Source organism: Aurantimonas sp. E1-2-R+4, from assembly GCF_036549515.1.
Taxonomy (GTDB): domain Bacteria; phylum Pseudomonadota; class Alphaproteobacteria; order Rhizobiales; family Rhizobiaceae; genus Aurantimonas; species Aurantimonas coralicida_A.
Window position 1 is genome coordinate 62,943 of the sequence record NZ_JAZHLK010000023.1, and the last position, 6,141, is coordinate 69,083.

Genomic DNA, 6,141 nt, shown 5'->3' on the forward strand with positions numbered 1-6,141 from the left:
GCGTGGATGCCTATCAGTCTCCGATTGCGCCGGGTCGCTCATGGTACGAGGACAGCATCGCACGGCCAGCCTATCCGAGCTTGAGCGAAAGCCTCGCCGTCGACGTCGTGGTCGTCGGCGGCGGCTTCACCGGCTTGTCGGCAGCGCTGCATCTGGCGCAGAGCGGCGTTCGCGTCGCCGTCCTCGAGGCGCATCGCTTCGGCGACGGAGCCTCCGGCCGCAATGGCGGCCAGATGGGCACCGGCCAGCGGCTGGCGCCGTCGGAGATCGAGGCGACTTACGGCTTCGAACGGTCCAAGGCCCTGTTCGACCTCGCTGAGGCGGCAAAGGCGCATCTCACCGATTTCGTCGCGGCCAACGGCATCGACGTGGACTATCGCCCCGGCCAGTTGTCTGTCGTCCACAAGCGCCGCTATCTCGACGATTATCGCGCCGAGGTCGACGATCTGGCGACCCGCTACGACTACCCGCATATGCGCTATATGGACGCCGATGAGACCGCCGAACGGCTGGGCTCGCGCCGCTATTTCGGCGGCATCCGCGACACCGGCACCGGCCACATCAACCCGATGAAGCTGGTCGTCGGCAGCGCCCGCGTCGCCGCCGATGCCGGAGCACTGCTGTTCGAGGGCACCAAGGTCGAGCGACTGGAACGCCGCGGCCGCAAGGTCGTGGCAACGACGGCCGCCGGCACGGTGACCGCCGAGCGGGCGCTGATCGCGACCAACGCCTATGGCACGGGGCTGCATCGCGCGATCGACGCCCATGTGATGCCGATCGGCTCGTTTATCGGGGCCACCGAACCGCTCGCCGCCCCCGACGCCATTTTGCCGGGCGGCGAGGCCTGCAACGATTCACGCTTCGTCGTGCGCTATTTCCGCAAGAGCCGCGACGGCCGGCTGCTGTTCGGGGGCCGCGAAGCCTATACGTCGGCGACCGGCGATATCGCGCGGCACATCGTCAAGCAGATCGCCGAAGTCTATCCGCAGATGGCCGATGTCCGCCTCACCCATGCCTGGGGTGGCACCGTCGGCATTACGATGCAACGGCTGCCCTATGTCCGGACCCTGGAGCCGGGCATCACCACCATCGGCGGCTTTTCCGGCCATGGCGTGATGCTGGCGAATTTCGCCGGCCGGCTCTATGCCGAGCGGGTGACGGGCAAGCAGGACCGGCTCGCCGAATTCGAAGCGCTACGGATTCCGGCGTTTCCGGGCGGCCGGCATGTCCGCGCGCCGCTGCTGTTCCTGGCGATGACCTGGTTTTCGCTGCGCGACCGGATCTGACGCCCCGGGCAGCTTGAAAAGCCGTTCCACGGCGGCAGGTTCGTTGCCCGATCCGGGACCGGATCGTCTCCGCTGATTGGGCATGTCCTTCATGGACAAATGACCGCGTGGCGGAAGTCTGTTTCTGCTACACTGCGGAGGCAGCCGAGCCGATGAGGGCTCGCTTCTCAATCAGCGGGGAAAAGGTCGATGAAGGAAAGCAAGGGAAAGTCGAAGAAGGAGCAGGCGCCGAAGCCGAACGCCTCCCAGCCCAGTCAGAAGGGAAATATCGCAACGCCGCCCAAACCGAAGAAGTAGTCAGCTTCCACGCGTCTACCGAATAGTCCCATGGACACCCTCGCGGGCAATCCACGCGCAGCCGTCGATCCTCGGCTGCGCATGGATTGCAGCGACACGGAAATCACAGTCGCGCACCGCGCATCATCCTGATCGGCGCCTGCGCCGACGTGTCGGCAGCGCGCGGCGAGGCCGTATTCGTTCAGAATACCGGCTTGATCATTGGCTGAAGTGGGAANACCGCGCATCATCCTGATCGGCGCCTGCGCCGACGTGTCGGCAGCGCGCGGCGAGGCCGTATTCGTTCAGAATACCGGCTTGATCATTGGCTGAAGTGGGAAATGGTGCGCCCGAAAGGATTCGAACCTCTGACCCCCAGATTCGTAGCTTCATTTTTGGCCTTTCATGGCACCTCACCCTCTTGCATGGCCTTGCATTAACCATCTGATTTATCTTGCATATTTCCATATTGGATTTGACGGCGTATCTTCCCATTTGAATGCACGGTGGCGACTCGGTGGTGACTCGAGGCGCCTAGACGTTGGGAAGAGAACAAATGCCGACCATTAAATTGGGACGCCGCGCCGTCGCAGCCATAACCCCCGGCTCGAAGGCGGTGACCTATTGGGATAGCGAGTTGGCCGGCTTTGGCTTGCGGGTCTTCCCTTCCGGCAAGGCGTCTTGGATATGCGAATACCGGCCCGGCGCGGGCGGACGCGGAGCGGCGAAGCGACGCCTCACCCTCGGCCCCGCAGGCGACACGATGATGCCGGAAGCGGCGCGCTCGGCAGCGAAGGATGTCCTCGCACGTGTAAGGCTGGGAGCCGATCCAGCAGCCGAGCGCGCCGAGGAACGCGCTGGCGAGACGGTGAAAGATGTCGCCGAGGCCTGGTTCAGGCGACACATTCTTGCCAAGCGCAAGGCCAGCACAGCGGCGCACTATCGCCAAGTCCTCGAGACGCACATCTACCCGCGCATCGGATCGAAACGTGCCGTGACCGTCACACGCCAGGAAGTCGCGCGCCTGCACAGCGACATCGCGGAGAAAGGCGCTCAGGCTCGAAAGCCGACCGCCAGGAAGCGCGCATCCCCGATGACAACCCGCGGGGGCAAGTACGTTGCCAATCAGGCGGTCAGGATCCTGTCGTCCATCTATAACTGGGCGGCCGACACAGGTTTTGTTCCGGAGGACCATCGCAATCCGGTCACCCGCATCGAGAAGTTTGAGGAAGTCGGCCGCGAGCGCTTTCTGTCTCGAGAGGAACTGACCAGGCTCGGAGCAGCGATAACGGAGGCGGAGACCGTTGGCATTGAGTGGGCCGTGGACGAGACCAAGCCGAATGCCAAACATATTCCGAAGCACCGCCGCACCGTCATCACGCCGCATGTAGCAGCGGCTCTCCGCCTACTGATTTTTACAGGTATGCGGCTGCGCGAGGTCCTCAATCTCGAGTGGTCGCATTTCGATCAAGAGCGGCGGATCCTTCTGCTCCCAGACTCAAAAACGGGCAAGAAGGCCGTGGTGCTGTCCGACCCAGCATTTGACATCCTAGTTAGCCTTCCTCGGATTGGCCGATACGTGATCGCTTCGGAGAGCGCGGGCCTGCCGGAGGAAAAGCAGCGAGCTGATCTAAAGAAGCCTTGGCGGCTCGTTACCCAACGTGCCGATTTGTCGGGGCTAAGGGCGCACGATTTGCGGCACTCGTTTGCGTCCTTCGGCGCCGGCGGAGGATTGGGCTTGCCGTTAATTGGGGGACTGCTCGGGCACGCGGATCCTAAGACGACAGCGCGCTATGCCCACTTGGCGACGGATCCTCTACGGCAGGCCGCCAATGCGATCGCCGAATCTATCGCGCTCTCGCTCAGTGGCGGAGCAGACGTGGTTCCGCTTCGGAAGGAAGCTTGATCTAGCTCGGGAGGAGAACGCTGTGGCCTATATGTCTGGGAAGACGAAGGACGAAATTTGTCAAGCTCGCCAAAGGGAGCGCCTCAATGACTTTCTAGGCCGGCCGAATTGGTCGCCTAGCGAAAGCCGATTTCTGCTTAGCGGTCTTGATCCCGAGCACTCCACAAGCACTGATAAGGACGCATGGTGGCTCCTGCCGGGGACAACCAGGGCTCTTGAGAATGAAGAAATGCAGGATCGGCTTGAACGCGTTGAGGGCCTTGGCCTGACGACCATGTCCCCCGAAGCCGTGCTAGAAGCGGCACTTTCAGCACCCATTCATGTCCCTTGGCTGTCCACCGCAGCTCACGACCGCCGGTACCGGCTTCCTAAGATGCTTCGGAAACTGGTTCTTGAACGAGAAGCCAAAGAAGCTGCGAAAAAGGATCTGGTGCAGAGGCGAAATCGCGATACCGCGGAGCGCCAAGCGAAATATCGTGCCGGGACGATCGAATACGCAGAGGGGGTGATCGCCAGACTGAAAAGCGAGGGATATCCCCTGTGGTCTGGGCGACCGAACATGTCGGAAATCGTCAAAGAGATTAAGAAGGGCGCTCCGCTAGAATTCAATGGGCGAACGATCAAGGGTTGGATTGACAAAGGCCTGTTGAAACTATGAATCCGCAAATCCGAGCAGTGATGCCGTGTTTTGCACGCGCGTCGATTGCTCAGCGCGGTCCGTGCAAGCTGGTGCTGTTCCATCAAGGAAGGCACCAATGGCCCTTAATGACACCCCTCAGCTGCTGGTCTCTACCGCAGAGGCCGCGCGTCTTCTCAATTTGAGTACTTCCACGCTCGAAAAGTGGCGGTTCTACAACGTGGCGGGCACACCACCGGTCGTGCGAATCGGCCGCGCGTGCCGTTACCGGCTGTCAGACTTGACGAGTTGGGTCGTGCAACACACCCATCATCCCGGCTGAGCTGCAGGCGGGGGCCCACATCCAATGCGTGGAGGACCCATCCTCTCCGCCCAGTTGGCACCTCTGGTCCACGATGCCCGAGGCACGGCTGGAGCGCCTAGCGTCAGTACCTTCCTGACCGTAGATTCTGCGCGCCGCCCGATCTCGGTTCGCAACCGTAGATGGGACCACCATGGCGGCCAATGACCGACACATAATCCGGTATTCACGCGGCACCGGCAGGAATTTTGGCAAGGCCAAAAACAAGGCCACAAGTCTATCCGAATTCCGCAAGCTATTTTCCGAACCGACCAGGACCAAAGAGCGTTTCAAGACCTACCTCGGCATGTCGAATGACGAGCAGGTCGAACTCAAGTCCGTGGACGGCTGGTTTTACCGGACGCAGATTGAAGGCAAGAGCCGCAACGCGAAGTCCGGCAAGCCGACAGACATTTTCACTCTCGATCTCGATTTTACTCTGCCCGATCTACCCGATCGGATGGACATGGGCTTGGTCGTGCCTGGACTCGAATGGTTCGCTCACAGCTCCCGCCGACACACCGAGGAACACCCGCGCCTGCGCGTGGTCGGCATCTTCTGCCGGCCGGTGACCAACGACGAGTACGGCCCGCTCTCCCGCATCATCGCGCGCATGTTCGACCCGGAGATGAAGCAGGTCGACAAGGTGTCTTTCCGCAAGGCGCAGATGATGTTCATGCCGACGACCTCGGCGGACGGCGACTTCTTTTTCTGCCAAAGCGAGGGCGAGCTATTCGACCCGGACGCGATCCTGGAGTCGTTCGAGGCGACCGACGGCGACTGGCGCGACATTTCGATCCTGCCCCACGTCGAGGGCGAGACCGTCCGCGAGCACGCCGACAAGGCGGAAGACCCGACGGAGAAGAAGGGGCCTGTCGGCGACTTCTGTCGCGCCTACGACGTGATCGAGGCGATCGACCATTTCGAGCTGCCCTACGAGCCGGTGGACGATAGTAGCGAGAAGCCTCGCTACACCTATACGGGTGGCACGACGACGAGCGGCGCGGTGATCGAAGACGGGGGCCTGTTCCTCTATTCGCATCACGGCTCGGACCCGTGTGCCGACATGCTGGTCAACGCGTTCGATCTGGTCCGCATCCACAAGTTCGGTCAGCTCGACGAAGACGAGTCCAAGGACACCCCGATCACGCAATGGCCCTCCTACAAGGCCATGTCCGAATTCATCCAGGACGACCCCGGCTACAAGCGCCAGCAAGCGAAATCGAAGTACGACCAACAGGCCATGTTCGACGACGTCATGGACGACTACTGGGCCGAGCACCCGGAAGACGAAGAGGAAGAAGACCTCGTCGGCGATCCGGCTGACGCCCCGGTCGATGACGACGATCTGGTAGGTGATCCGAAGGCGAAGGCCGGCTCGAAAGCGGCTTCAGCCGCAGATCGCCCCCAAGACTTCGGCCGACGCAAGAGACCCCCGGAGGACTGGTTCCCGGACGCCCTGGAACTCGATAAAGCCGGCAACATCATCCAGAACTGTCAAATCGCTTCGAACCGTGCCCCCCATTTCGCTTGGAATGTTGACCCCTTTGGCGACGCTGGCGCCGACATGCAAAGGGATCCGGTCGGGCCCCTTTGCATGTCGTTGATTTGATCGTGGCGACCGTTGAGGATCAGCTTCGGTTTTTGAACCGCCAACTCGTGTTGCCGGTTTCGACGATGTCGCAGTGATGCGTCA

4 protein-coding genes are annotated in these 6,141 nt (G+C 61.8%); all 4 read left to right on the top strand.

Annotation, left to right across the window (positions count from 1 at the left end; all coding sequences use genetic code 11):
• Positions 1–2: 2 nt before the first annotated feature.
• The 4 genes from VQ045_RS12180 to VQ045_RS12195 all read left to right on the top strand — a co-directional run bounded on the left by VQ045_RS12180 (position 3) and on the right by VQ045_RS12195 (position 6,057).
• Complete coding sequence (locus tag VQ045_RS12180) at positions 3–1,286, top strand: NAD(P)/FAD-dependent oxidoreductase (RefSeq protein ID WP_331830287.1); 1,284 nt, start codon at positions 3–5, stop codon at positions 1,284–1,286.
• Positions 1,287–2,118: 832 nt separating this feature from the next.
• Positions 2,119–3,468, top strand: coding sequence for a tyrosine-type recombinase/integrase (locus VQ045_RS12185; RefSeq protein WP_331830288.1), 1,350 nt, complete (start codon positions 2,119–2,121; stop codon positions 3,466–3,468).
• Between the two features lie 22 nt (positions 3,469–3,490).
• Positions 3,491–4,126 (top strand): hypothetical protein, encoded by a 636-nt coding sequence (locus tag VQ045_RS12190; protein ID WP_331830289.1) that lies wholly within the window; start codon positions 3,491–3,493, stop codon positions 4,124–4,126.
• 473 nt (positions 4,127–4,599) lie between these two features.
• A complete protein-coding gene (locus tag VQ045_RS12195) occupies positions 4,600–6,057 on the top strand; it encodes a hypothetical protein (protein WP_331830290.1) in 1,458 nt (485 codons plus the stop codon).
• The last annotated feature ends 84 nt before the right edge of the window (positions 6,058–6,141 follow it).

Bases quoted from the DNA above. Each gene is read 5' to 3' on its own strand.
- VQ045_RS12185 (WP_331830288.1), top strand. From the start codon at position 2,119: ATGCCGACCATTAAATTGGGACGCCGCGCCGTCGCAGCCATAACCCCC.
- VQ045_RS12195 (WP_331830290.1), top strand. From the start codon at position 4,600: ATGGCGGCCAATGACCGACACATAATCCGGTATTCACGCGGCACCGGC.